The 761-nt window shown below is 56.9% G+C and carries 1 protein-coding gene; it reads right to left on the bottom strand.

What is annotated here, in order from left to right; all coding sequences use genetic code 11:
* A partial coding sequence (locus tag JNB88_RS33125) for an IS5 family transposase (RefSeq protein ID WP_220359166.1) occupies positions 1-761 on the bottom strand: 761 nt, incomplete at both ends.

The following is a 761-nucleotide window of genomic DNA, read 5'->3' on the forward strand; positions in this document are numbered from 1 at the left end:
TTTGATCCAGCCGAACGCCTCCTCGATACGCTTGCGAATGCGTAGGCTGACCTCATAGCCGGGATGGCGTGTAGTGCGTCCGTCGATAGCCGAGCGGCGACCATTGACGTTCTGTGCCACGTGGGGCGTCACCTTCATCGACCGCAAATCTTTGACGAAGTCTTTCGTGTCATAAGCCTTGTCGGCACCAAGGGTGATTGCCTGTGGCCGGTCGCAGAAAGGTTCAATCATGTGAAGAGCCGCGATGCGTTCGGCGTAACCGTTGGCCTCGGTCAGATGGGCATTGACCAAAAGACCATGGCGGTTTTCCATCAACCCATGCCCCATGAAGGACAGCTTGGCCTCCTTGCCCTTTCCCTTCCTATACAGCTTTGCATCCGGATCGGTCGTTGATGCATGCGTCTCGTTGGAACGCTTTTCGCCATGGAAGTCTGCTTGCACGTTGCGACCACCGCCATCCGATGGTGGTTCGCCGTGATCGTCCCTTGAGCCGTCCTTCGGCCTGAAGCTCTTCATCGACGCCCAGGCTTCGATCAGCGTGCCATCGACAGAGAAATGGTCTGTGGACAGCAGTCGCTTTACCTTGGGTTGGGAAAGGATTGCACCCAGGAACTTCGCAGCGATGTCTCCATCGAGCAACCGGTCGCGGTTCTTCGAAAACACCGAATGGTCCCAAGCGGGATCGTCAACGCCGATGTCGACGAACCAGCGGAAGAGAAGGTCGTATTCCAACCGTTCCATCAGAAGTCGCTCAGAGCGGA

The sequence above is a fragment of the Rhizobium cauense genome, from assembly GCF_019511525.1.
Classification (GTDB): Bacteria; Pseudomonadota; Alphaproteobacteria; order Rhizobiales; family Rhizobiaceae; genus Rhizobium; species Rhizobium cauense.